The 25271-nt window shown below is 69.1% G+C and carries 20 protein-coding genes; 10 read left to right on the top strand and 10 right to left on the bottom strand.

Annotated elements, in window-relative coordinates:
* The first annotated feature begins 172 nt into the window (after window positions 1-172).
* On the top strand, window positions 173-1030 hold the full coding sequence (locus OG514_RS13200; protein ID WP_266894156.1) for an alpha/beta fold hydrolase: 858 nt from the start codon (window positions 173-175) through the stop codon (window positions 1028-1030).
* A gap of 150 nt (window positions 1031-1180) precedes the next feature.
* Here the strand turns inward: OG514_RS13200 and OG514_RS13195 are convergent, their stop codons facing one another.
* From OG514_RS13195 to dnaB, 3 genes are all read right to left on the bottom strand, one after another.
* Window positions 1181-2017 carry an alpha/beta fold hydrolase gene (locus OG514_RS13195; RefSeq protein WP_266894154.1) on the bottom strand — a complete coding sequence of 279 codons (837 nt, stop codon included), beginning with the start codon at window positions 2015-2017 and terminating at the stop codon, window positions 1181-1183.
* Window positions 2014-2607 carry a TetR/AcrR family transcriptional regulator gene (locus tag OG514_RS13190; protein ID WP_266894152.1) on the bottom strand — a complete coding sequence of 198 codons (594 nt, stop codon included), beginning with the start codon at window positions 2605-2607 and terminating at the stop codon, window positions 2014-2016. The genes OG514_RS13195 and OG514_RS13190 overlap by 4 nt, the downstream gene beginning before the upstream one ends.
* Window positions 2608-2777: 170 nt before the next feature.
* Window positions 2778-4259 (bottom strand): replicative DNA helicase, encoded by a 1482-nt coding sequence (gene dnaB, locus OG514_RS13185; RefSeq protein ID WP_266894150.1) that lies wholly within the window; start codon window positions 4257-4259, stop codon window positions 2778-2780.
* 423 nt (window positions 4260-4682) lie between these two features.
* On the opposite strand from dnaB, the gene OG514_RS13180 reads away from it, so the two are divergent.
* Window positions 4683-6020 carry an MATE family efflux transporter gene (locus tag OG514_RS13180; RefSeq protein WP_266894148.1) on the top strand — a complete coding sequence of 446 codons (1338 nt, stop codon included), beginning with the start codon at window positions 4683-4685 and terminating at the stop codon, window positions 6018-6020.
* A gap of 119 nt (window positions 6021-6139) precedes the next feature.
* Here the strand turns inward: OG514_RS13180 and rplI are convergent, their stop codons facing one another.
* From rplI to rpsF, 4 genes are all read right to left on the bottom strand, one after another.
* Window positions 6140-6586 (bottom strand): 50S ribosomal protein L9, encoded by a 447-nt coding sequence (rplI, locus tag OG514_RS13175; protein WP_266894146.1) that lies wholly within the window; start codon window positions 6584-6586, stop codon window positions 6140-6142.
* Between the two features lie 18 nt (window positions 6587-6604).
* Window positions 6605-6841 carry a 30S ribosomal protein S18 gene (gene rpsR / locus OG514_RS13170; protein ID WP_003956534.1) on the bottom strand — a complete coding sequence of 79 codons (237 nt, stop codon included), beginning with the start codon at window positions 6839-6841 and terminating at the stop codon, window positions 6605-6607.
* Between the two features lie 55 nt (window positions 6842-6896).
* On the bottom strand, window positions 6897-7493 hold the full coding sequence (locus OG514_RS13165; protein WP_266894144.1) for a single-stranded DNA-binding protein: 597 nt from the start codon (window positions 7491-7493) through the stop codon (window positions 6897-6899).
* Between the two features lie 74 nt (window positions 7494-7567).
* Entirely contained in the window at window positions 7568-7858 is a 291-nt protein-coding gene (rpsF, locus tag OG514_RS13160) for a 30S ribosomal protein S6 (RefSeq protein WP_015034882.1), read from the bottom strand.
* A gap of 284 nt (window positions 7859-8142) precedes the next feature.
* On the opposite strand from rpsF, the gene OG514_RS13155 reads away from it, so the two are divergent.
* From OG514_RS13155 to OG514_RS13145, 3 genes are all read left to right on the top strand, one after another.
* Window positions 8143-8457, top strand: coding sequence for a hypothetical protein (locus OG514_RS13155; protein WP_266894142.1), 315 nt, complete (start codon window positions 8143-8145; stop codon window positions 8455-8457).
* Between the two features lie 119 nt (window positions 8458-8576).
* Window positions 8577-9695 carry a peptidoglycan bridge formation glycyltransferase FemA/FemB family protein gene (locus tag OG514_RS13150; protein WP_266894140.1) on the top strand — a complete coding sequence of 373 codons (1119 nt, stop codon included), beginning with the start codon at window positions 8577-8579 and terminating at the stop codon, window positions 9693-9695.
* A 103-nt stretch (window positions 9696-9798) separates the two neighbouring features.
* A complete protein-coding gene (locus OG514_RS13145) occupies window positions 9799-10830 on the top strand; it encodes an alanine racemase (protein ID WP_266894138.1) in 1032 nt (343 codons plus the stop codon).
* Window positions 10831-10859: 29 nt separating this feature from the next.
* On the opposite strand, the gene OG514_RS13140 is transcribed toward OG514_RS13145, so the two are convergent.
* Both OG514_RS13140 and OG514_RS13135 read right to left on the bottom strand, forming a co-directional pair.
* Window positions 10860-12362: a glycosyltransferase family 87 protein gene (locus tag OG514_RS13140; RefSeq protein WP_266894136.1), complete on the bottom strand. Its 1503-nt coding sequence runs from the start codon at window positions 12360-12362 to the stop codon at window positions 10860-10862.
* A gap of 135 nt (window positions 12363-12497) precedes the next feature.
* On the bottom strand, window positions 12498-15266 hold the full coding sequence (locus OG514_RS13135; protein ID WP_266894134.1) for a transglycosylase domain-containing protein: 2769 nt from the start codon (window positions 15264-15266) through the stop codon (window positions 12498-12500).
* Between the two features lie 372 nt (window positions 15267-15638).
* Here OG514_RS13135 and OG514_RS13130 point away from each other — a divergent pair, with 372 nt between their 5' ends.
* From OG514_RS13130 to OG514_RS13120, 3 genes are all read left to right on the top strand, one after another.
* Window positions 15639-16319, top strand: a complete 681-nt coding sequence (locus OG514_RS13130; RefSeq protein WP_189833684.1) for a PadR family transcriptional regulator — start codon at window positions 15639-15641, stop codon at window positions 16317-16319.
* A gap of 48 nt (window positions 16320-16367) precedes the next feature.
* Window positions 16368-17450: an inositol-3-phosphate synthase gene (locus OG514_RS13125; protein WP_266894130.1), complete on the top strand. Its 1083-nt coding sequence runs from the start codon at window positions 16368-16370 to the stop codon at window positions 17448-17450.
* Window positions 17451-17525: 75 nt separating this feature from the next.
* Window positions 17526-18785, top strand: a complete 1260-nt coding sequence (locus OG514_RS13120) for an MFS transporter (RefSeq protein WP_266894128.1) — start codon at window positions 17526-17528, stop codon at window positions 18783-18785.
* A gap of 81 nt (window positions 18786-18866) precedes the next feature.
* On the opposite strand, the gene OG514_RS13115 is transcribed toward OG514_RS13120, so the two are convergent.
* Window positions 18867-20333: a CCA tRNA nucleotidyltransferase gene (locus OG514_RS13115; RefSeq protein WP_266894126.1), complete on the bottom strand. Its 1467-nt coding sequence runs from the start codon at window positions 20331-20333 to the stop codon at window positions 18867-18869.
* A 211-nt stretch (window positions 20334-20544) separates the two neighbouring features.
* On the opposite strand from OG514_RS13115, the gene OG514_RS13110 reads away from it, so the two are divergent.
* Both OG514_RS13110 and murJ read left to right on the top strand, forming a co-directional pair.
* On the top strand, window positions 20545-22920 hold the full coding sequence (locus tag OG514_RS13110) for a DUF6049 family protein (RefSeq protein ID WP_266894124.1): 2376 nt from the start codon (window positions 20545-20547) through the stop codon (window positions 22918-22920).
* 45 nt (window positions 22921-22965) lie between these two features.
* Window positions 22966-25209, top strand: a complete 2244-nt coding sequence (gene murJ, locus OG514_RS13105) for a murein biosynthesis integral membrane protein MurJ (protein WP_266894122.1) — start codon at window positions 22966-22968, stop codon at window positions 25207-25209.
* The last annotated feature ends 62 nt before the right edge of the window (window positions 25210-25271 follow it).

The following is a 25271-nucleotide window of genomic DNA, read 5'->3' as shown; positions in this document are numbered from 1 at the left end:
CGCGATGGTCTCCTCGATGCCGACGAGGGCGGCGAGCCGTTCCCGGGAGAGCGACGAGGCGAAATGCCAGTGGCCGGAGGCCAGATGGGCGGGGGTCGCCGCGTCGTGTGCCGCACGCCCGGTGCATCTTCGTCAGAGGGGTAACAAAAGTGACCGGAAGGCGGCAGCACCCATGCGAGGCACCGAACACTTCATCCGCACCAACGGCGTCGAACTGTGCACCGAGACCTTCGGTGACCCCGCCGACGCACCCCTCCTGCTCATCCACGGTGCGGGTCACTCGATGCTCGCCTGGGACGAGGAGTTCCTCCGTCGCCTCGCGACCGGCGGCAGGTACGTGATCCGCTACGACAGCCGGGACGCGGGCCGGTCCACGGGATATCCCGCGGGCGAGCCGCCGTACGACCTGCGCGCCCTCGTCGCCGACGCCGCCGGGCTGCTCGACGCCCTCCACCTGCCGTCCGCGGAGATCATCGGCATGTCCCAGGGCGCGGCCGTCGCCCAACTGCTCGCCCTCGACCACCCGGACCGGGTCGCCGCACTGGCCCTCGCGTCCTCGACCCCCGGAGGGCCGGGCCACGACCAGCCCGATCTGCCGCCGATGTCCGAGGCCCTGCGGGCGGTCTTCACCGAGGACGCGCCGGTGCCCGACTGGGGCGACCGGGCCGCCGTCGTCGACCATCTCGTCGAGGGCGAGCGTCCCTTCGCCGCCCCCTCACGCCCGTTCGACACCGACGCCATGCGCGCCTGGGCCGCGCGGGTCGCCGACCACGCGCGCGACATCGCCGCGCAGGTCACCAACCCCTTCATGATCGACGCCGGAGCGCCCTGGCGGGACCGCCTCGGTGCGATCACGGCACCGACACTCGTCCTGCACGGCACCGAGGACCCGCTGTTCCCGCTGGAACACGGGCTGGCGCTCGCCGCCGAGATCCCCGGCGCCGGCTTCCTCGCCATGGAGCGGACCGGCCACGAGGTGTTCCCCCGCGAGGTCTGGGACGTGGTCGTTCCCGCGCTCCTCCAGCTGTAGGTTCTCCCGTGCGCTGCCCTCTGGCGACTCTGTGACCTGCTGCTCTTCCCTCTGTCTCAGACAGAGACGGATTGGTTCAGTCTCAGATCCGCGTCAGTCGTGTCAGTTCCTCCGACGGTCTTCGGCATGGTGGGCCAGGCCGAGTGGGATTCAGGCACGGAGGGCCTTCCGCACGAGTTCGCCGAACTCGGCGGGGTGTGTGGTCAGTCCGGTGTGCCCGCCGGGGAAGTGCTGGAGTTCCATGCCGAGACGCTCGGCCAGAAGAGCGGCCGGACGGTAGGGCAGCTCGCCGCGTGAGTCCTCGCCGCATGCGAGGACGAGCCGGTCCGACAGCGCCGCCAACCGGTCGATGTCCGGCGCGTAGGACATGAAACTGGGCACGATGCGGCCGACGAAGTACGGCAGGTTCGCCATCGTCTGCTCGGCCCGCGCCGCCGCTTGGGGCGGAAGTTCGATCTCGGCCGCCGGCTCGGTGGCCTCACCGTCCTTCTTCAGCCCGGCGGCGAACACGGCCATCGCCGGCATGAGCCCCTGGGTGCGGAAGGTTTCCTTCACGCGGGCGATGAGCGCGCGATGTTCGGAGGCGTCCGGAAGGACCTCCACCAACGGGGGCTCGTGCGCCACGACGCGTGCGACGCGTTCGGGACGGGCGGTGAGCAGGTGCACTGCGACGATCGCGCCCGAGCTGGCGCCGAATACTCGGGCCGGCTCACGGGGCGACATCAGCTCCAGGATCCGGAACGCGTCGTCGGCGTGCTCGGCCACGTGCTGTTCGGCGTCGGGGTCGTCCAGCGTGCTGCGGGACATGCCGCGCGGGTCGTAGGTCGCGACGGTGTACTCCGTGGCCAGGTCGTCGGCGATGCCGTCGAAGGAGGCCGCGCCGCCCGTCCCGCCGGGGATCAGCAGCAGGAGCGGGCCCTTGCCGCGCACTTCGTAGTGCAGGGTCGCGCCGTTCACACGCAGGCTGCCCATGGTCGGGGCGGTCATGAGGGGTCTCCTTCTCGGGACGGGGGCCAGTGCTCCAGGAGGGTGTGCAGGGCGTCGAGCGCACGGACCCAGGACTGCTGCGGCGAACGCGCGTGCGCGAACCCGCCCGCGGCCTCCAAGGCGACGAAACCGTGGAGCGTGCTGCGCAGTAGCCGGACCGCGTCGGTCAGGTCGGGCTCGGCCAGCCCGTAGCCGCGCAGCATGCCGTAGGTCAGTTCGACCGCGCGCCGGGGTCCGGGCGCTTTCGCGGCAAGCTCAGGGTCGATCCGGATCGGGGTCTGCGTCGCCGTGTAGCGACCCGGGTGCTTGTGGGCGTACTCCCGCCAGGCGTTCGCAAAGGCGACCAGAGCGTCTCTGCCCGACCGGCCGGCGGTCGCCTCCGCGATGCGGATGGTCTTCTCGTCCGCCGCCAGAAGCGCGATCCGTCCCCGTAGGTCCTCCAGGTTGCGGACGTGCGTGTAGAGGCTGGCGTCCTTCACCCCCAGCCGCCGTGCGACCTGGGACATGGTCACCCGGTCGAGCCCGACCTCGTCCGCCAGCTCGGCACCCGCGATCGTCACCCGTTCCGCCGTCAGCCCGGCACGCACCATGCGTCCCCTCCCATTCACCTAGGACCTCTAGGTATAACCTAGAGGTCCTAGGGAAGCAATGTCTGCCCACTTCCTCGACCGCCGCCGGCAGCACGATGCCCCCGTCGACACGCCGACGGGGGCACCCCTTCACTGCTTCGCTGAAATCTGAGGCTCTACAGCCGGCGAGGTCAGGTCTGAGCCATGTCCACGAAGCGGGAGTAGTGGCCCTGGAAGGCCACGGTGATCGTGGCCGTCGGGCCGTTACGGTGCTTGCCGACGATGATGTCGGCCTCGCCCGCTCGCGGGGACTCCTTCTCGTAGGCGTCCTCGCGGTGCAGCAGGATCACCATGTCGGCGTCCTGCTCGATCGAGCCGGACTCACGCAGGTCGGAGACCATCGGCTTCTTGTCGGTGCGCTGCTCGGGGCCACGGTTCAGCTGGGAGAGCGCGATCACGGGCAGCTCAAGCTCCTTGGCGAGGAGCTTGAGGTTTCGCGACATGTCGGAGACCTCTTGCTGGCGGCTCTCCTGCCGCTTCGAGCCGCCGGACTGCATCAGCTGCAGATAGTCGATGATGACGAGCTTGAGCCCGTTGCGCTGCTTGAGCCGGCGGCACTTCGCCCGGATCTCCATCATCGACAGGTTCGGGGAGTCGTCGATGTAGAGCGGGGCCTGTGAGACGTCCGGCATCCGGCGGGCCAGACGGGTCCAGTCCTCGTCGGTCATCGTGCCGGAGCGCATGTGGTGCAGCGCGACCCGGGCCTCCGCCGAGAGCAGGCGCATGGCGATCTCGTTGCGGCCCATTTCGAGGGAGAAGATGACGCTGGGCAGGTTGTGCTTGATGGACGCCGCCCGGGCGAAGTCCAGGGCGAGGGTCGACTTACCCATGGCGGGACGGGCCGCGATGATGATCATCTGGCCGGGGTGCAGACCGTTGGTGAGCGAGTCCAGGTCGGTGAAGCCGGTGGGCACACCGGTCATCTCGCCGCTGCGGGAGCCGATCGCCTCGATCTCGTCGAGCGCCCCCTCCATGATGTCGCCGAGCGGCAGATAGTCCTCGGTGGTGCGCTGCTCGGTGACCGCGTAGATCTCGGCCTGGGCCGAGTTCACGATCTCGTCGACGTCTCCGTCGGCCGCGTATCCCATCTGCGTGATCTTGGTGCCTGCCTCGACGAGCCGCCGCAGGACGGCCCGCTCGTGGACGATCTCCGCGTAGTACGAGGCGTTGGCCGCGGTCGGGACCGACTGGACCAGGGTGTGGAGGTAGGAGGCACCGCCGACCCGGGTGATCTCGCCGCGCTTGGTGAGCTCGGCGCCGACGGTGATCGGGTCGGCCGGCTCGCCCTTGGCGTAGAGGTCGAGGATGGCGGAGTAGACGGTCTCGTGGGCGGGCTTGTAGAAGTCGTTGCCCTTGATGATCTCCACGACGTCCGCGATGGCGTCCTTGGAGAGCAGCATGCCGCCGAGGACGGACTGCTCGGCGTCGAGGTCCTGCGGGGGAACGCGCTCGAAGCCGGAGAGCCCTCCGTCCCACGGCCCCTCGTTGCCCCGCTCGTGCTGGTCGTCGCGCCCGCGGCCGCGACCACGCCCTTCGCCTCGGGTACGGGTGGGCAGTCGGTCACTTGGTCCGCTGTCGGCCCAAGGGTCGTCCATGGGCTCGGGAACGCTCACCAAGCACCTCCTCCCGTCCGCTCCGCGGACATCGCCGTGCCACTCTTTCTTACGCCACGGGCTTGATCAACGAGTGGCTTTGCGACCGCTTCTGGCGCGTCGGGCGCCGGTCCACGGTAGGCCCGCGAGGGGCGTCAGCCAATCTGGTTATCCACAGGCCCTGTGGGTGAAGGCCCAGAGTCTGTGGAGAACTCGCCGGAACCTGTGCACGGACCGGGGGACAGCCATGTGGACAAACTCATAGACCCCCCGACCTCATGGGCCTGACCTGCACTTTTCCCATCCGGGGGCTGTGGGGGAGAAAAACTTTTCCCCCTGGGCCAAGATCAGAACAAACGACCCACGCCCGAAGCGCCTTGCCCTCCACAAGTAAGGATCACAGATGCATTGCATCTCTTACCTGTGGAAGATTAGATTGACCCCATGACCCAGGCCCCCGAGACCTCCAAGGCCGTCCGCCGACAGCACGACCGCGAGATCGTCTCCCTCGCCCTGCCGGCCTTCGGCGCTCTCGTCGCCGAGCCGCTCTTCCTCATGGTCGACAGTGCCATCGTCGGCCATCTCGGCACCCCCCAGCTCGCGGGTCTCGCCATCGCCGCCGCTCTGCTGTCCACCGCGGTCAGCGTCTTCGTCTTCCTGGCCTACGCCACCACGGCCGCCGTCGCCCGCCGTGTCGGCGCCGGAGACCTCCAGGCCGCCATCCGGCAGGGCATGGACGGCATCTGGCTCGCCCTCCTCCTCGGCACCGCCGTCGTCGTGCTGACGCTGCCCACGGCACCGTGGCTCGTCGATGTCTTCGGAGCCTCCGACACCGCGGCTCCGTACGCCATCACGTACCTGCGGATCTCCAGCCTCGGCATCCCCGCGATGCTGGTGGTCCTGGCCGCGACCGGCGTCCTGCGCGGTCTCCAGGACACTCGTACGCCGCTCTACGTGGCCATCGGCGGCTTCGCCGCCAACGGCGCGCTCAACATCGGGCTGGTCTACGGGGCCGGTCTGGGGATCGCGGGCTCCGCCTGGGGCACGGTCATCGCCCAGTGCGGCATGGCCGCCGCCTACCTCGTCGTGGTCGTACGGGGCGCCCGGCGCCACGGAGCCTCCCTCCGCCCCGACGCGGCCGGCATACGCGCCTCCGCCCAGGCCGGTGCCCCACTCCTCGTCCGTACGCTCTCGCTCCGCGCGGTCCTGTTGATCGCCACGGCGGTCGCGGCCCGCATGGGCGACGCGGAGGTCGCCGCCCACCAGATCATCCTGTCCCTGTGGAGCCTGATGGCCTTCACCCTCGACGCGATCGCCATCGCGGGCCAGGCCATCATCGGGCGCTACCTCGGCGCTGGCGACGCCGACGGCGCACGCCAGGTCTGCCGCCGCATGGTCCAGTGGGGCGTGGTCTCCGGTGTGGTCCTGGGCGCGCTGCTCATCGCCGCCCGTCCTCTGTTCATCCCGCTCTTCACCGGCGACACGACCGTCCAGGACACCCTGCTCCCCGCCTTGCTCGTCGTCGCGCTCTCGCAGCCGATCTCCGGGGTCGTCTTCGTTCTCGACGGTGTCCTGATGGGCGCCGGGGACGGTCCCTACCTGGCCTGGGCCATGCTGCTGACGCTGGCCGTCTTCGCCCCGGTCGCTCTCGCGATCCCGGCGCTCGGCGGCGGGCTGACGGCACTCTGGTGGGCGATGACGCTGATGATGTCGGTCCGGATGGCCACGCTCTGGTTCCGCTCCCGCTCGGGACGCTGGATCGTCACCGGCGCCACGCGCTGAATGTTTCACGTGAAACGTCCTGTTTCACGTGAAACGAAGGCAGCCGACACAGCGGAAGGGCCGCACCCCGAGGGGTGCGGCCCTTCCTCACTGCTGAGCGCAGACTGCCAGGGGCAGCGTTACGCGGCGACGATCTCGACGCCGAGCTTCGCGGCCACGTCGGCGTGCAGACGCACGGACACCTGGTGCGAGCCCAGGGTCTTGATCGGCGAACCGAGCTCGACGCGACGCTTGTCGACGTCGGGGCCACCCGCGGCCTTGATCGCCGAGGCGATGTCGGCCGGGGTCACGGAGCCGAAGAGACGGCCGGCGTCGCCGGAGCGAACGGCCAGGCGCACCTTCGTACCCTCGAGGCGGGCCTTGATCTCGTTGGCCTGCTCGATGGTCGCGATCTCGTGGATCTTGCGGGCGCGGCGGATCTGCGCCACGTCCTGCTCGCCACCCTTGGTCCAGCGGATCGCGAAACCACGCGGGACCAGGTAGTTGCGGGCGTAGCCGTCCTTGACGTCGACGACGTCGCCGGCGGTGCCGAGGCCGGAGACCTCGTGGGTCAGGATGATCTTCATTATTCGGTCACCCTTTCCTTATCGCGCGGTGGACGTGTAGGGCAGCAGCGCCATCTCACGGCTGTTCTTGACGGCCGTGGCGACGTCACGCTGGTGCTGCGTGCAGTTGCCGGTCACGCGGCGGGCACGGATCTTGCCGCGGTCGGAAATGAACTTCCGCAGCATGTTCGTGTCCTTGTAGTCCACGTAGACGGTCTTGTCCTTGCAGAACGCGCAGACCTTCTTCTTAGGCTTGCGCACAGGCGGCTTCGCCATGGTGTTTCTCCTGTGTGATCAAGAATGGGGGTACGAGCTGCTTCGAGGGCGTGCCCTAGAAGGGGGGCTCGTCCGAGTAGCCGCCGCCGGAGTTTCCACCCCAGCTGCCACCGCTGCCCTGCTGCTGGCCGCCGCCGGAGGAGGAGGCACCGCCGGTCGCCCACGGGTCGTCGGCGGGAGCACCGCCACCACCCTGCTGGCCACCGCCGGAGTTTCCACCCCAGCTGCCACCGCCGCCGGCCTGCTGGCCGCCGCCGCCCCCGCCGTAACCACCCTGGCCGCCTCGACCGGTGGTCTTGGTGACCTTGGCCGTGGCGTTCTTGAGGCTGGGGCCGACTTCCTCGACATCCAGCTCGTAGACCGTGCGCTTGACGCCCTCACGGTCCTCATAGGACCGCTGCTTCAGCCGGCCCTGCACGACGACGCGCATGCCTCGCTGAAGCGACTCGGCGACGTTCTCCGCCGCCTGACGCCAGACCGAGCAGGTGAGGAAGAGGCTTTCGCCGTCCTTCCACTCATTGGTCTGACGGTCGAAGGTGCGGGGGGTGGACGCGATACGGAACTTCGCGACCGCCGCACCGGACGGGGTGAAGCGCAGCTCGGGGTCGTCGACAAGATTGCCGACGACCGTGATGACGGTCTCGCCTGCCATGGGGGAACCTCTCGGCGGGATTGCTTCTGGCTGCTTTGTTGCTACTCGGATCCGATGACCACTGAGCTAGATGCTCAGTGGGTCTCGGGACGGAGGACCTTGGTCCGGAGGACCGACTCGTTCAGGTTGAGCTGCCGGTCGAGCTCCTTGACGACTGCAGGCTCGGCCTGCAGGTCGATGACCGAGTAGATGCCCTCGGGCTTCTTCTTGATCTCGTAGGCGAGACGACGACGGCCCCAGGTGTCGACCTTCTCGACCTTTCCGTTGCCCTCACGGACGACGGAAAGGAAGTTCTCGATCAGCGGGGAGACAGCGCGCTCCTCGAGATCGGGGTCGAGGATGACCATCACTTCGTAGTGACGCATGTGGAACCCACCTCCTTTGGACTCAGCGGCCACGGTCGTTCCGTGGCAGGAGGGTCGTGATGCGTAAGCAACGGTATCCGCCACCACTGACAGTCCCCCTCGGCGAACGAGGGGCACTGCCGGGATCCAGACGGACCAGGGCAGACACCGGTGCAGATCGTACAGAGTACCCGCTCATCGCCCTGCGGTTGAAATTCACTGGTGAGGGGACGCAATCTGTACACAACGGATGTCGGCGGCGCTACGATGCGCCGCCTTCCGGTAGCCACGCCAGGAGGTGCCCCATGGCACAGGCAATGCGACCCGACCCCGGCCACTCCCTCTTCGCCACCGACGGCAAACCGCACCCGATCCAGGACACCCTGGTCGGCGTGACACTGGTGCTCGGCGTCGTCGCCTTCGTCACCGCGCAGTTCTACAACCTGCACCTACTGAGCTCCTGGTCAGGCCTGATCGGCATCCTGACCGGCGCGTACGGACAGTTCATCTCCGTGACGACCCGCGAACGCTTCCTGCTGATCGTCGGACTCGGCGCATCGGCGTTCGGCTTCTACCTCGGTATGGCCCACGGCGGTCTCTTCGGCGGCGTCATCAGCTGAGCCGAGCGGCACGTCAGGGCGTACACGCCCATCCGGGGCGCTCCCCGGTCACAGTAGGCTTCGGCGCGAGAGCCGGAGCCCCTGACCGATGGGGACACACCTGCCGAGGAGCGCCCCGCATGAGCCTGACCCTGAGGACCATCAGCCGTGAGCAGCATCTGGGTTTCATCCAGAGCCAGCCCGCGGCGAGCCACTGCCAGGTCCCGGCGTGGGCTGATGTGAAGACCGAGTGGCGCTCGGAGAACCTCGGCTGGTTCGACAAGAACGGCGAGCTCGTAGGCGCCGGCCTGGTGCTCTACCGCCAGCTCCCGAAGATCAAGCGCTACCTCGCCTATCTGCCCGAGGGCCCGGTCATCAACTGGCACGCGCCCAACCTCGACGACTGGCTGCAGCCGATGCTGGCGCACCTCAAGCAGCAGGGCGCCTTCTCGGTGAAGATGGGCCCGCCGGTCGTCATCCGACGCTGGGACTCGGCCGCCATCAAGGCCGGCATCCAGGACCCGGACGTCAAGCGCCTCAAGGACGTCGAGGCCACCCACATCGAGCCGCGTGCCTTCGAAGTCGCCGACCGGCTGCGGAAGATGGGCTGGCAGCAGGCCGAGGACGGCGGCGCCGGCTTCGGTGACGTGCAGCCCCGCTACGTCTTCCAGGTCCCGCTCGCGAACCGCTCGCTCGACGATGTCCTCAAGGGCTTCAACCAGCTGTGGCGCCGCAACATCAAGAAGGCCGAGAAGGCCGGTGTCGAGGTCGTCCAGGGCGGCTACGAGGACCTGGCCGAGTGGCAGCGCCTGTACGAGATCACGGCCGTCCGTGACCACTTCCGGCCGCGCCCGCTCTCGTACTTCCAGCGCATGTGGACCGTCCTCAACAGCGAGGACCCCAACCGCATGCGGCTCTACTTCGCCCGCCACAACGGCGTGAACCTCTCCGCGGCGACGATGCTCGTCGTCGGCGGCCACGTCTGGTACTCCTACGGCGCCTCCGACAACATCGGCCGTGAGGTCCGGCCCTCGAACGCGATGCAGTGGCGCATGCTGCGCGACGCCTACGCGATGGGTGCGACCGTCTACGACCTGCGGGGCATCTCGGACTCGCTCGACGAGACCGACCACCTCTTCGGGCTCATCCAGTTCAAGGTGGGCACGGGCGGCGAGGCCGTCGAGTACGTCGGCGAGTGGGACTTCCCGCTCAACAAGCTGCTGCACAAGGCGCTCGACATCTACATGTCGCGCCGCTGATCCGTGACGTCGCGTCGCTGCCCCGTGCCGTACCGCTGACGTTTCCGTAGTCTCGTACATACCTTTGATACACCGCTGCCATCAGAAAGGTTCCGGGCCGGCCATGGCGCTCTCCCTCTACGTCGACACCGCTCGCTGGCGCGCGCACCAGAAGACCGTCATCGACCAGTTCCCCGGTGTGATCCCGGTCTGCAAGGGCAACGGCTACGGCTTCGGCCACGAGCGCCTCGCAGACGAGGCGGCCCGGTTCGGCGCCGACATGCTCGCCGTGGGCACCACGTACGAGGCCGCGAAGATCAAGGACTGGTTCAGCGGCGACCTGCTGGTCCTCACCCCCTTCCGACGGGGTGAGGAACCGGTTCCGCTGCCCGACCGGGTCATCCGTTCCGTGTCGTCGGTGGACGGCGTCCACGCCCTGGTGGGGGCCCGGGTCGTCATCGAGTGCATGAGCTCGATGAAGCGGCACGGTGTCCGCGAGGAGGAGCTCCCGCAGCTCCACGCCGCCACCGAGGACGTGCGCCTGGAGGGCTTCGCGCTCCACCTTCCCCTGGACCGCCCGGACGGCACCGACGCCGTCGAGGAGGTCATCGGGTGGATGGACCGGCTGCGCGCCGCCCGGCTGCCGCTGCACACCATGTTCGTCAGCCATCTGCGGGCCGAGGAACAGGCACGGCTCCAGCAGCAGTTCCCCCAGACCCGCTTCCGCGCCCGGATCGGCACCCGCCTGTGGCTGGGTGACCACGAGGCCACGGAGTACCGGGGCGCGGTCCTCGACGTGACCCGGGTCTCCAAGGGCGACCGGTTCGGCTACCGCCAGCAGAAGGCCGCGTCGGACGGCTGGCTGGTCGTCGTCGCCGGCGGCACCTCGCACGGCGTGGGCCTGGAGGCCCCCAAGGCGATGCACGGCGTCATGCCGCGCGCCAAGGGCGTCGCACGGGCCGGTCTCGCCACCGTCAACCGGAACCTTTCGCCGTTCGTCTGGGCCGGGAAGCAGCGCTGGTTCGCCGAGCCGCCGCACATGCAGGTGTCGATCCTGTTCGTCCCGTCCGATGCCCAGGAGCCCCGGGTCGGCGACGAGCTCGTGGCGCATCTGCGCCACACCACGACGCAGTTCGACCGGCTCGTCGAGCGCTGAGCCGGCCGGTCCCCCTCACCCCCGGGAGCTCAGCTCCTGGGGGTGCCCCATTCCACCCGCGGCCCGTCCTCGGCGGGCAGGGCCGCGTGCCGGGCCGGATGGGCCGCCCTGCCCGCGACGAAGACGTCCTCCGCACCGTCCAGGACGCCCCCGGAGGGGTCGTCCCCCCCGTCCTGCCGGACCGGGTCCTTCTCGGGCGTGAGGATGTCGCGTACGACCATCGCGCACAGGTACAGGGTGCCGAGCAGGTGCAGGACGATCGCGAACTGGTAGCCGTCCACCGGCAGTCCCTGCTTGCTGTTGCCGCTGGTCGTGAACGCCAGGTACATCCAGACGCCCACGAAGTACATGACCTCGCACGCCTGCCAGACCAGGAAGTCGCGCCAGCGCGGCCGGGCGAGCGCCGCCAGCGGGACCAGCCACAGCACGTACTGCGGTGAGTAGACCTTGTTGGTCAGCACGAACGCGGCGACGATCAGGAAGGCCAGCTGGACGAAGCGCGGCCTGCGGGGCGCGGTGAACGCCAGGTAGGCGAGCCCGCCGACCGCCAGCACCATCAGCAGCAGCGCGTACAGGTTGGCCTGGTCCGGCGTGATCGCGTCGCCCGTCCGCTGGCTGACCAGCAGCCAGATCGAACCGAAGTCGACGTTCCGGTCCCGGCTGAAGAGGTAGAACTGCTTCCAGCCCTCGGGGGCCAGCAGCATCACGGGCAGGTTCACCACCAGCCACGCGCCGCCCGCACCGAGCACCGCGGTCCCGTACTCCCGCCACTTCCCGGCCCGCCAGCAGAGCAACAGCAGCGGGCAGAGGAGCAGTATCGGGTAGAACTTGGCAGCGGTGGCCAGGCCGAGCAGGATGCCGAAGGCCAGCGGGCGTCCGCGCGACCACATCAGGATCGCGGCGGCGGTCAGCGCGACGGCCAGTATGTCCCAGTTGATGGTGGCGGTCAGCGCGACCGAGGGGGCCAGGGCGACGAGCAGCCCGTCCCAGGGACGCAGCCGGTGCGTCCGGGCCACACAGACCGCGAGGACGGCCGCGCAGACCATCAGCAGACCCGCGTTGGCCAGCCAGTACGACTGCTCCTGCTGCATGGTGTCGCCGCCGCCCGGCGTCAGCCAGGCCGCGACCTCCATGAAGAGCCCGGTCAGGACCGGGTACTCCAGAAACGGTATGTCGCCGCCCAGCCGGTCGAAGTACGGCACCAGGCCGTCGGCGAAGCCCCGCCCCGAGAAGAGGTGCGGGATGTCCGAGTAGCAGGCGTGGGTGTACTGGGAGGTCGTGCCCCGGAACCAGGCCCAGTTGTAGCAGGGCAGCTTCTGCACCATGCCGAGGGCAAACATGCCGATGGCGACGAGGGCGATCACCCGCACCGGCGTCAGCTGCCCGGTGCCGGTCACCGCCCGTCGGCCGTAGGGGCCTCCGATCAGTTCGCTGCCCGCGGCGGCCACCTTGTCCCGGTGGGTGGGGATGACCGTCTGCGAGCGGCCCTGCGACCGGTCCTGCGGCGCACTCGTCTTCTGGAGGCTCGGCATGGGGGACATCCTGCCGTACGGCTCCGGGAAAACGGTGAGGGCCGCCGCGGCCGACCCGTACGGAAGGTACGGATCGGACGCGGCGGCCCTCACGGAGTGCGTCGACGGGGGATCAGCGAGTGCCCCGGACGAGGATCAGGGGATCCAGGTCCCGTCGCCGGGCTTGCCGTTGCCCCCACCTGGGCCGTCGTCCGTCGGTGAGTCCGTCGGCGTCGGTGTGTCGGTGGCGGGTGGCGTGGTGGTGGGCTGCCCGGTGTTCCCGCCCGGGTTGCCCGGTTCCTCGGTGTTGTTGCAGTCCCAGTCCCAGACGCCACAGGTCGTCTTGCCCGGCTTCGGCGTCCGCGTCGGCGGGGGAGTCGTCGTCGGAGGCGCTGTGGTGGTCGGGGGAGCCGTCGTCGGCGTCGCCGAGGTCTCGGTCGGCGTCGGCGTGGCCGTCGGGGTCGGCGTCGGGCTCTTGGCGCCGCCGCCGAAGACGGGCTGGGCGCCTTCCAGCTTCTCCGGCTTCGGGAAGTCCACCAGCGGCATGCCCTCCACGGCATCCGTCATGTACTCCCGCCAGATCCGCGAGGGGAACGACGAACCGTGAATCGTCGGCTGGTCGCCCGTGCCGTACATCTTCTCGAACTTGCGGTCCTTCTTGGTCCCGTCGTCGTCGAAGCGGTACATGTCGATCGCGGTCGACAGCTGGGCCGTGTAGCCCACGAACCAGGCCGACATGTTGTCGTCGGTCGTACCGGTCTTGCCGGCCACCGCGCGGCCCGGGATCCGCGCCTTCCGGCCGGTGCCCCGGTCGTCGTCCACGACGCTCCGCAGCACGTCGGTGACGTTGCCGGCGATGGCCGGGCTGAAGGCCACCTTGGTCTTGTCCTCGTGCTTCTTGTAGACGACGCCGCTCTTCTTCACCATCTCGACGGAGTAGGGGTCGTTCTGCTTGCCCTCGTTGGCGAAGGTGGCGTACGCGCCGGCCATGCGAATGGCGCTCGGGCTGGAGACACCGAGGGAGAAGGAGGGCACCTCACCCTTGACGAGGGATTCCTCGCGGAGTCCGGCGGCCACGGCGGCTTCGCGGACCTTGTCGATGCCGACGTCCATGCCGAGCTGCACATACGGCGAGTTGGCGGACTTGATCATGGCGTAGCGCAGCGAGATGGGCCCGTAGCTGGCGTCCTCGTCATTGCTCTGGCGCCACTCGTCCCCGTTCTCGTCCTTCCAGATCTCCCCGTTGTACCGGCGGATCTCCAGGTCGTCCTTGCCGTTGTAGAGGCTCTTGTCCGGGTCCAGGATCGTGCGGTCGGACGCGTCCTGATCGGCACTGAGCTCCGGGTCCCGGACGCCGTCCTTCATCGCGGCGGCCAGCACGAAGGGCTTGAACGTCGATCCGACCTGGGCGCCGGTGCTGTCGGCGTTGCTCTGGAAGTGCTTGGTGGCGTCGGCGCCGCCGTAGAGGGCGACGATCTTCCCGGTCGCCGTGTCGACGGAAGCGCCGCCGAACTGGACGTGGGTGTCCGTCTTCGGGCGCTTCTTCGGGTCGATGTTCTCCTTGATCACGCCCTTGATCACGGATTCCATCTTGTCCACCTTGTCCTTCTCGAAGGTGGTGTAGATCTCGTAGCCGCCGCGCTCCAGATCCTGTTCGGTGATACCGAACTGCGCCTTGACGTTCGCCTTGGCGGTACTGACCAGATATCCGATCTGACCGCTCAGATTGGCGCTCTTCTTGGGCCCCTCGATCTTGGGGAACTTCGTGTACTTCGCGCGCTCCTCGGCCGGAAGGGACCCGTCCTTCTGCATCTCGTCGAGAATCCATGACCACCGCTTGGTGGCCCGCACGGTGTTCTTCTCGGGCGTGGCCTCGGGGTCGATCTCGGGATAGCCGGCCGGGTCGTAGTACGTCGCGCCCTTGAGGACCGCGGCGAGCAGCGCCGACTGGCTGGGGTTGAGCTTCTCGGCGTCCGTGTTGAAGTAGGCGCGAGCCGCCGCCTGAACGCCGTAGGCGCCGCGTCCGTAGTACGCGGTGTTCAGATAGCCGGCCATGATTTCTTCTTTGTCGGTCTCGTTGCCGACCTTCATGGAGATGAAGAGTTCCTTCACCTTTCGGCTGATCGTCTGCGACTGGTCGTCGAGGCGGTTGTTCTTCACGTACTGCTGGGTGATCGTCGAGCCACCCTGGGTCTCGCCGCCCTTGGCCATGTTCCACACGGCGCGGCCGATACCCATGGGGTCGATTCCGGAGTCGTCCCAGAAGGTCTTGTTCTCGGCCGAGATCACCGCGTCCTGCATGGACTTCGGAATCTTCGCGAACGGAACGATCTGACGGTTCGTACCGCTGCCCGTCGCGACCATCCGGGTCTTGTCGGCCCAGTAGTAGATGTTGTTCTGCGACTTCGCGGACAGAGCCTCGTTGGGCACCTCCACCCGCGAATACGCGATGAAGGCAGCGCCCATCACGCTCGCCACGACGAACAGGAAGGTGCCCGTCACGAACTTCCACGACGGCATCCAGCGACGCCAGCCGTACTTGCCGTACCTCGGGTAGTCGATCATGCGCCTCTTGCCCGGCGGACGGCCACCGGGGCCGCGACCAGGACCGCGGCCACCACCGCCGCCGCCACCGCCACCACGCCGGCCGCCCCCGGGGCCGGCCGGGCCACCGGGGCCGGCCTCCGCCCCCCTGCGGCGGCTGCCGCGCTGGGCAGCCCTACGGGCCTCCGCGCGGCCTCCATAGGCTTGCTGCTCCTCTCCATGAGAGGAACGGGGTCCGTACGAGGCCGAAGGGGCCCCCGTACCGACGTCCTGGGCCGGGGCCGACCTGCGGCCCACCGGCTGCTGGGCAGCGCGCCGTGCCGCCGCGCGACCGCCCGTCGGCGGCTGCTGCGGCGGCATTTTGCGACGATGCTCGCTCATCGAACGACTACTCCTCGGGCAGGCACACAGGCCTGGAAGCGGCAGTTGAGTTCCGGTCCCCCCGAAATGCGCACGGCCGGAGCCCCATCGGAGGCCCCTCCGTATCGCAGCCGGTCACCCGGAGCACTGACGCCCCTCGGCAGCGCTCGGTTCCCGGTGTTCTGCATGCCGCACAGACTACGCACGGCCAAAACCCACCTAGGGCCGGAGTTCACCCCAAATCAGGCAAGTCGATCGCTGTGAATTGACGATGTGACGCCGGTCACGGCGGTCCCACTTGTCGAGACAGACGGGCCGTTCTATCGTGCTGATGTATCGAGTCGATACATCAGCACGGCATAAGAGCCCCGAAGGCGGAGGAGGAGGCGACGAATGAGCAGACGCTCCGGCATCCTCGAGTTCGCTGTTCTCGGCCTGCTGCGCGAGGCTCCGATGCACGGGTACGAGCTGCGGAAGCGCCTCAACACCTCGCTGGGCGTCTTCCGGGCCTTCAGCTACGGAACGCTGTACCCCTGCCTCAAGACGCTGGTCGCCAACGGCTGGTTGATCGAGGAACCGGGCAGCGCTCCCGAGGAAGCCCTCGCCGCTTCACTCGCAGGACGCCGAGCCAAGATCGTCTACCGGTTGACGGCCGCGGGTAAGGAGCACTTCGAGGAGCTCCTGTCCCACACCGGCCCGGACGCCTGGGAGGACGAGCACTTCGCCGCACGCTTCGCCTTCTTCGGGCAGACCGAGCGCGAGGTGCGGATGAGGGTCCTCGAAGGCCGCCGCAGCCGGCTGGAGGAGCGTCTGGAGAAGATGCGCGCCTCTCTGGCCCGGACCCGCGAGCGCCTCGACGACTACACGCTTGAGCTGCAGCGCCACGGTATGGAGTCCGTGGAGCGCGAAGTGCGCTGGCTGAACGAGCTCATCGAGAGCGAGCGGGCAGGGCGGGATCAGCGATCCGGCCCCGACGCCCCCGCTCTGCACGACAACGATTCTGGAGAGACGGGCGGCCTGCCCCGGCACGGGGGCAGTACCCGGCCGGATCCGTCCGACGACACCGCCAAGTGAAACCCTGCGCACAGCAGGGCTTCCACGATCTAACAGGGAGCAACCGGAATGGGTTCGGTTCGCGTAGCCATCGTCGGCGTGGGCAACTGCGCCGCCTCGCTGGTGCAGGGCGTCGAGTACTACAAGGACGCCGACCCGGCGGCCAAGGTGCCCGGCCTGATGCACGTCCAGTTCGGCGACTACCACGTCCGTGACATCGAGTTCGTGGCCGCCTTCGACGTCGACGCGAAGAAGGTCGGCCTCGACCTCTCCGACGCCATCGGCGCCAGCGAGAACAACACCATCAAGATCTGCGACGTCCCGAACAAGGGCGTCACGGTCCAGCGCGGTCACACGCTCGACGGTCTCGGCAAGTACTACCGCCTGACCATCGAGGAGTCCGCCGAGGAGCCGGTGGACGTCGTCCAGATCCTCAAGGACCGCCAGGTCGACGTTCTCATCTGCTACCTGCCGGTGGGTTCCGAGGACGCGGCGAAGTTCTACGCCCAGGCCGCCATCGACGCCAAGGTCGCCTTCGTCAACGCCCTTCCGGTCTTCATCGCCGGCACCAAGGAGTGGGCTGACAAGTTCACCGAGGCGGGCGTCCCGATCGTCGGCGACGACATCAAGTCGCAGGTCGGCGCGACCATCACGCACCGTGTGATGGCGAAGCTGTTCGAGGACCGCGGTGTCCGTCTTGAGCGCACCATGCAGCTCAACGTCGGCGGCAACATGGACTTCAAGAACATGCTGGAGCGCGACCGCCTGGAGTCCAAGAAGATCTCCAAGACCCAGGCCGTCACCTCGCAGATCCCCGACCGCGAGATGGGCGAGAAGAACGTCCACATCGGTCCCTCGGACTACGTGGCCTGGCTGGACGACCGCAAGTGGGCGTACGTGCGCCTCGAAGGCCGTGCCTTCGGCGACGTTCCGCTGAACCTCGAGTACAAGCTCGAGGTGTGGGACTCCCCGAACTCGGCGGGTGTCATCATCGACGCCCTGCGCGCCGCGAAGATCGCCAAGGACCGCGGCATCGGCGGCCCCATCCTGTCCGCGTCGAGCTACTTCATGAAGAGCCCGCCGGTGCAGTACTTCGACGACGAGGCCCTGGCCAACGTCGAGAAGTTCATCAAGGGTGAGGTCGAGCGCTAAAGCTCCGCACGCTTGTCGATCGAGGGTCCCCGCGGCACTGCCCGGGGGCCCTCGTCGTATGTGAGTCTTGCTGCCATGTCCGTCGTACGTGATCTGCGCGTACTCCTGCGCCTGACGAACTTCCGCCGCCTGCTCGCCGTCCGGCTGCTCTCCCAGTGCGCCGACGGCGTCTACCAGGTGGCCCTGGCCACGTACGTCGTCTTCTCCCCCGAGAAACAGACCTCCCCGGCAGCGATCGCCTCCGCCATGGCGGTCCTCCTGCTGCCGTACTCGCTCGTCGGGCCCTTCGCGGGCGTGCTCCTCGACCGCTGGCAGCGCCGCCAGGTCTTCCTGTACGGCAACCTCCTGCGGGCCGTCCTCGCCGGCGGGACCGCCGTACTCGTCCTCGCCTCCGTCCCCGAGTGGCTCTTCTACGCCTCCGCGCTCTCCGTCACGGCCGTCAACCGCTTCGTCCTCGCGGGTCTCTCGGCCTCGCTCCCGCGAGTCGTCGACGCCGAACGGCTGGTCGTGGCGAACTCGCTCTCCCCCACCGCCGGCACTCTCGCCGCGACCGTGGGAGGCGGTCTCGCGTTCGGCATCCAGCTGATCGCCGACAAGTCCGACGCCGCCGTGGTGGCCTTCGGCGCCGTTCTCTACCTCTGCGCCGCCCTCGCCTCCCTGCGGATGTCCAGGGAACTCCTGGGGCCCGATCCCGGCCTCGTGCCCCAGCGGCTCGCCTCGACCCTGGCCTCCACGGCCCGCGGCCTCGCCGAGGGAGTGCGACACCTCGGCGAACGGCGGCCCGCGGCCCGCGCCCTCGCCGCGGTGAGCCTCATGCGCTTCTGTTACGGAGCGCTGCTCGTCACCGTGCTCATGCTCTGCCGCTACGAGTGGAGCTCCACGGAGTCCGAAGGGCTCGGACTCCTCGGAATCGCCGTCGCCGCCTCGGGCGCGGGCTTCTTCGCGGCGGCCGTGCTCTCCCCCTGGGCCGTGGGACGGCTCGGCCCCTTCGGCTGGATGACGGTGTGCGCGGCGACGGCCGCCGTGCTGGAACCGCTGCTCGGCCTGACCTTCGCCCCCGCTCCGTTCTTCGTCGCCGCCTTCGTCCTCGGGCTCATCACCCAGGGATCCAAGATCGCGACGGACACGGTGGTGCAGACGTCCGTGGACGACGCCTACCGAGGCCGGGTCTTCGCGCTGTACGACGTGCTGTTCAACGTGGCCTTCGTGGCCGCGGCGGGGGTCGCCGCGCTGATGCTGCCACCCGACGGCCGTTCCGCCCTGCTGATCGTCCTGGTGGCCGTGATCTACGCGGCGATCGCCCTGGCGTTGCGCGGGGAACGCGCGAAGGGGTGACGTTTCACGTGAAACGTCACCCCTCACGGGTCTCGCGCGCTGCGATGTTTCACGTGAAACATCGCAGCGTCGGGACGCGGCTCAGCTCTGTGCGGCCCACCACTCCTTGAGTGCGGCGACGGCCTCGTCGTGCTCCATCGGCCCGTTCTCCAGCCGGAGCTCCAGCAGGAACTTGTAGGCCTGGCCGATGGCGGGACCGGGACCGATGCTCAGGATCTCCTGGATCTGGTTGCCGTCGAGGTCGGGACGGATCGCGTCGAGCTCCTCCTGCTCCTGGAGCTGGGCGATGCGGTCCTCCAGGCCGTCGTAGGCACGGGAGAGCGCGCCCGCCTTGCGCTTGTTGCGGGTGGTGCAGTCCGAGCGGGTCAGCTTGTGCAGACGCGAGAGCATCGGCCCGGCGTCACGGACGTAACGGCGCACGGCCGAATCGGTCCATTCGCCGGTCCCGTAGCCGTGGAAGCGGAGATGCAACTCCACGAGCCGCGAGACGTCCTTGATCATCTCGTTGGAGTACTTGAGCGCGGTCATGCGCTTCTTGGTCATCTTCGCGCCCACCACCTCGTGGTGGTGGAAGGAGACCCGGCCGTCCTTCTCGAAACGGCGGGTGCGCGGCTTGCCGATGTCGTGGAGCAGGGCCGCGAGGCGCAGCACCAGGTCGGGGCCGTCCTCCTCCAGATCGATGGCCTGGTCGAGCACGGTCAGCGAGTGCTCGTAGACGTCCTTATGGCGATGGTGCTCATCGCTCTCCAGACGGAGCGCGGGCAGCTCGGGAAGCACATGGTCGGCGAGACCGGTGTCCACGAGGAGCCCGAGGCCCTTCCTGGGGTGGGCGGAGAGCAGCAGCTTGTTGAGCTCGTCACGGACCCGTTCGGCGGAGACGATCTCGATCCGGCCGGACATCTCCTTCATCGCCGTGACGACCTCGGGGGCGACCTCGAAGTCCAGCTGGGCGGCGAAACGCGCGGCCCGCATCATGCGCAGCGGGTCATCGGAGAAGGACTCCTCCGGCGTACCCGGCGTACGGAGCACCCGGGCGGCGAGGTCCTCAAGGCCTCCGTACGGGTCGATGAACTCCTTCTCCGGGAGGGCCACGGCCATGGCGTTGACGGTGAAGTCACGCCGGACGAGGTCCTCGTCGATGGAGTCGCCGTAGGAGACCTCGGGCTTGCGCGAGGTCCGGTCGTACGCCTCCGAGCGATACGTGGTGACCTCGATCTGGAAGCTCTGAACGACGTCTCCGACGCGGGCCTCCTTCTGGGAGCCCACCGTCCCGAAGGCGATGCCGACCTCCCACACCGCGTCGGCCCACGGGCGGACGATCTTCAGTACGTCCTCGGGGCGGGCGTCGGTGGTGAAGTCCAGGTCGTTGCCGAGCCGGCCGAGCAACGCATCCCGGACCGAGCCACCGACCAGCGCGAGGCTGAACCCGGCCTCCCGGAAACGGCGGGCGAGGTCGTCGGCGACGGGGGACACACGCAGCAGTTCACTGACCGCGCGGCGTTGCACCTGGCTCAGTGCAGTCGGGGTGTCTTCGTTGGCGTTCGGCACAACAGAAAAGGGTACGTGCCCCGGCTCGCGGTGACGTCCGCGTTTTCCCGTGGGCAGGACCCACCGAGCCGCCGGACGGGGCCGGACGAAGATCGGCTGGAGCAGTCCCCGGCACTTGCTCCCAGCGTGCCTCGTTACCATGCCTGGACACAGCAACCGGGAACCACCTACACCACTGACACCAGAGACAACGACGAGGACGGGCGAACGCGTGGCCGAGGCGGCAGACATCCAGGGAACCGGTCCCTCACCTGCCCGCCGATGGCTGCGGCGCACAATCACCGTCGCCTTCGGGGCGCCGCTCCTGGCCGGCCTGCTCCAGGCCCCGGCCGCGACCTCCCCGGCTTCCGCCGCCGAGGACGCCACCGGTTCGAAGACCGTCGATGTGTCTCTCGACACGCTGGCGCCGAGCGCGCCCGTCGAGGGGGACACGGTCACCATCACCGGCACGGTGACCAACCGGAGCAAGAAGACCGTCACCGACGCGACCGTGGACCTGCACGTCGGGCCCCGAATGACGAGCCGCAGCGAGATCGACCAGGTCACGAAGCGGACCGGCTTCCGGAACGACAGCGACCCCGCCCCCCTCGACGACGCCCCCACGGTGAAGGTCCCCCGACTGGGCCCCGGCCTCAGTACGGAGTTCTCCCTCTCCGTGCCGGTCTCCGATCTCGGACTCGACGAGGCGGGCGTCTACCAGCTGGGCGTCTCCCTCATGGGGCAGACCTCGGACCGGCGCTACGACCGGGTCCTCGGCATCGAGCGGACCTTCGTGCCGTACCAGCCCGAGGCCACCGAGAAGAAGACCCAGCTCACCTACCTCTGGCCGCTGATCTCCTCGGCCCATGTGTCGGCGGAGACGGCCACCGACGACCAGCAGACCCCGGTGTTCGAGGACGACGCTCTGGCCGCCGAGCTGAAGCCGGGAGGGCGCCTCGACGAGCTGGTCTCACTGGGCAAGGACCTCCCGGTCACCTGGGTGGTCGACCCGGATCTGCTGGCCTCGGTCGACGCCATGGCGAACGGCTACCGCGTCAAGGACGGCACCCCGCACGTCCCCGGCAAGAACCAGGCCGTCGCCGAACGGTGGCTGGACTCCCTCGAGAAGGCGATCCAGGGCCACAAGGTCGTCGCCCTTCCCTTCGCCGATCCCGACCTCGCCTCCCTGGCCCACCGCGGCAAGGACGTTCCCGGCTCGCTGGGGCACCTCCAGTCGGCGACCGCCCTCGCCGGGACGACGGTGGAGACCATCCTCCACGTCCAGCCCTCCACCGAATTCGCCTGGCCCGTCGACGGGGCCGTCGACCCCTCCATCGTGGCGGTGGCGACCTCGGCCGGGGCCGACAAGGTGATCGCCCGCAGCGACAGCGTCCGCGACGACCTCCCCTACACGCCCACGGCTGCCCGCCCCTTCGGCAACGGCAGCACCACGGCGGTGGTCAGCGACGCGCTGCTGTCCACCACCTTCGACGGGGACATGGTCCGCGCGGAAAACTCCACGCTCGCGGTCCAGGAGTTCCTCGCCCAGTCCCTCGCGATCACCCTGGAACAGCCCGAGGACCAGCGCAGCATCGTCGTCGCCCCGCAGCGGATGCCGAGCGTCGCGCAGGCGCAGACCATGGCGACCGCCCTGCGGGGGCTCTCAGGCAAGCGGTGGAGCCAGCCGAGCGACCTCCTGGCCGCCGCCACGGCCAAGCCGGACCCGGACGCCTCCACCGCGGTGCCCGCCGGCTCCCGGTACCCGAAGAAGCTGCGCGACCGGGAGCTGCCCGTCCAGGCCTTCCGTGACATGAAGACCACCCGCGACGAGCTGGACGACTTCAAGGTCATCCTCACCGCCCAGTACCGCGTCGTGCCTCCGTTCAGCAACGCGATCAACCGCGAGATGTCGACCTCGTGGCGCGGGCAGGCCAGAGCCGCCGCGCTCTACCGGATCAACGTCCTGGAGTATCTACAGACCCTCACCGAGGGGGTCCAGCTGGTCGACAAGTCCGACCTCACGCTCTCCGGCCGCAGCGCGACGATCCCCGTGACCGTCCAGAACAAGCTGCTGCAGGACGTACACCTCGTGCTGCGGCTCACCTCCGACAACAAGCACCGGCTGAAGCTGAACGGTGACGGGGTCGCCGAGCAGCCCGTGAAGATCAACGGTGGCCACAGCCAGTCGGTGAAGTTCTCCGCCTCCGCCTATGTCAACGGCCAGGTGCCGATGACGGCCCAGCTCTACACCGACGACGGCACCCCGTACGGGAAGCCGATGACCTTCACCGTCCGGGTCTCCGAGATCACCCCCACGGTGATGCTCGTGATCGCCGGTGGCGTCCTGCTCCTCGTCCTGGCCGGCGTGCGGATGTACAGCCAGCGCAAGCGGGTGGCCGCGCGGAACGCCGAGTCCGAAGCGGCGGAGACGGACGCCACTCCGGACGAGACGGATCCGGAGCCGGAGGTGGACACGGAGCCGCAGGAGGCCTCGGCCCCGTCGGTGAAGCCCGACGCGGACGAACCCGAGCAGCCGAGTGACCCGACACCGGACACCGGGCCCGAAAGCGGCGACCCGTCGGGCCCGGGTGAGAAAGTGGACCGTTGAGCGATGTCGTGGCCGGTCGGCCGGGGACGATGAGGTGGGGTAACCATGAACGCGCCGTACGACGGTGACCGCGGCCAGGGCTCGGACGGCACCCCGCCGTCCGGTGGGACGCCCGCGGCGCTCCCCGGCTCCGGCTACCCGCCGGTGCCGCCCCCGCAGCAGGGTGCCCCTGGCCCGCAGGGGCAGGGGCACGACCCCTACGCGCAGGACGCCGCCACGCAGAACCCGTACGCCCAGGACCCCTACGTCCAGGACGTCTTCACCCATGACCCGTACCGGGCCCAGGACCTGTCCGCGCAAGACCCGGTGACCGAGGCGCTCTACGACCGCGCCGCGCATCCGCCGCCCCCGCCCGGCCTGTACCAGGAGCCGCAGCCGCTCTACCAGCAGCCGGCCGCGCCCCACCACGCTCCCGACCCCCGGGTGTGGGCGCAGACCCCGGCGCCGGAACCCGAGGGCCCCTCGCGCCACCTGCCGTACGGCGACGACGCGCGCACCGTCCAGTTCACCGGCGTCGACGACCTGGTGACCCGGGCCGGCGAGGAGGAGCCCGAGCCGGACGCCTTCGCGCACCTCTACCGGGACCAGCAGACGCCCGGCCAGGTGCCCCCGCCCGCCCCGGAGCCGGACCCCATGCCCGCCCCCACGCCCAAGAAGTCCGGCCGCGCCTCCGGGCTGCTGAAGTCGAGCGCGGTGATGGCCGCCGGCACCCTGGTCTCCCGGCTCACCGGCTTCGTCCGCAGCCTGGTGATCACCGGCGCGCTCGGCGCCGCCCTGCTCGGTGACACCTTCACCATCGCCTACACCCTGCCGACGATGATCTACATCCTCACCGTCGGCGGCGGCCTCAACTCGGTCTTCGTCCCGCAGCTCGTCCGCTCGATGAAGAACGACGAGGACGGCGGCGAGGCCTACGCCAACCGTCTGCTCACCCTGGTGATGGTGGCGCTCGCCGCGATCGTGGCCCTGGCCGTCTTCGCGGCGCCACTGCTCATCCGGTTGATGTCGAACACCATCGCCGACGACGCCGCGGCCAACAGCGTGGCCGTGACCTTCGCCCGCTACTGCCTGCCCACGATCTTCTTCATGGGTGTGCACGTGGTGATGGGTCAGATCCTCAACGCCCGGGGCAAGTTCGGCGCGATGATGTGGACCCCGGTCCTCAACAACATCGTCATGATCGTCACCTTCGGCCTGTTCATCTGGGTCTACGGCACCTCCGCCGAGTCCCACATGGGTGTGCAGACCATCCCGGACGAAGGCATCCGGCTGCTCGGCATCGGCACCCTGCTCGGCCTCGTCGTCCAGGCCCTGGCGATGATCCCGTATCTGCGGGAGACGGGTTTCCGCTTCCGCCCCCGCTTCGACTGGAAGGGCCACGGGCTCGGCAAGACGGTCAAGCTCGCCAAGTGGACCGTTCTCTTCGTCCTCGCCAACCAGGCGGGCGTCCTGGTCGTCACCCAGCTCGCCACGGCCGCCGGTGAGGAGTCCGGAAGGAACGGTGCCGGCTTCCTCGCCTACTCCAACGCCCAGCTGATCTGGGGCATGCCGCAGGCCATCATCACGGTCTCCGTGATGGCCGCGCTGCTGCCGCGGATCTCCCGCGCCGCCCACGACAACGACCCCGGCGCCGTCCGGGACGACATCTCGCAGGGCCTGCGCAACTCGGCCGTCGCGATCGTCCCCGTCTCCTTCGCCTTCCTCGCGCTCGGCGTCCCGATGTGCACCCTGCTCTACGCCTCCAGCGGCGTCGAGGCCGCCCAGGGCATGGGCTTCATCCTGATGGCCTTCGGCCTCGGACTGATCCCCTACTCCGTCCAGTACGTCGTGCTCCGCGGCTTCTACGCCTACGAGGACACCCGGACGCCCTTCTACAACACGGTCATCGTCGCCGCCGTCAACGCGGCCGCCTCGGCGATCTGTTACGTCATCCTGCCCGCCCAGTGGGCCGTCGTCGGCATGGCCGGTTCGTACGGCCTCGCCTACGCCGTCGGTGTCGGCATCGCGTGGCGCCGCCTCCGCAAGCTGCTGGGAGGCGACCTGGACGGCACCCACGTGATGCGGACCTACGCCCGCCTCTGCATGGCCTCCGTGCCCGCCGCGATCGTCTCCGGCGCCGTCGGCTTCGGCCTGCTGAAGCTCCTCGGTGAGGGCGCGTTGGGCTCGCTCGTCGCCCTGCTCGTCGGCGGAGCGGTGCTCCTCGGTGTCTTCTTCGTCGCGGCCAAGCGCATGCGGATCGCAGAGCTGAACACCCTGGTCGGAATGGTGCGCGGCCGTCTGGGACGCTGAACCGACGGTTCCCGCACAACCATCGGGGGGAGCCGCGTGTCGTGCATAGCGTCCGACTGTGG

The sequence above is a fragment of the Streptomyces sp. NBC_00572 genome (genome assembly GCF_026341815.1).
Taxonomy (GTDB): domain Bacteria; phylum Actinomycetota; class Actinomycetes; order Streptomycetales; family Streptomycetaceae; genus Streptomyces.
Note: the sequence above shows the minus strand (reverse complement) of the source record. Positions and strands in the feature narration are given on the sequence as shown.